At 65.6% G+C, this 349-nt stretch carries 1 protein-coding gene; it reads right to left on the bottom strand.

From position 1 onward, the window contains the following. Window positions 1-118 precede the first annotated feature (118 nt). Window positions 119-349: DUF302 domain-containing protein (locus tag AB6A65_RS16775; protein WP_371039515.1), on the bottom strand; the 231-nt coding region annotated here is incomplete at its 5' end.

Here is a 349-nt window from a genome sequence, read left to right as displayed (position 1 = left end):
GACGAACGATTGGTCCGTCCCACTAATGCCGCTCTCATGGGGCACGTCAGCCGAGCTCGTCCGGTAGTGAGGCGAGCGCCGCGTCCCGACCATGAGCCGTTTTCATCGGCTGTCTCCTTCAGGCCGCATCCACCGCGCGCAAGAGCATGTCGCGGACCTGCCCGGCGACCTCGTGCAGCTCGGCGATTTCCACCGCCTGCATCGATGCGACCGGATCGATGGCGCTCACCTCGGTGCCGCTTTCGACGGAGCGCAAGATGACGTTGCAGGGCAGCATCGCGCCGATCCGCGGCTCGAGACCCATGGCCTCCCAGGCCATGTTCGGATTGCAGGCGCCGAGGATCTTGTA

It is taken from the genome of Rhodosalinus sp. FB01 (genome assembly GCF_041365715.1).
In the GTDB taxonomy this organism is placed as follows: Bacteria; Pseudomonadota; Alphaproteobacteria; order Rhodobacterales; family Rhodobacteraceae; genus Rhodosalinus.
Note: the sequence above shows the minus strand (reverse complement) of the source record. Positions and strands in the feature narration are given on the sequence as shown.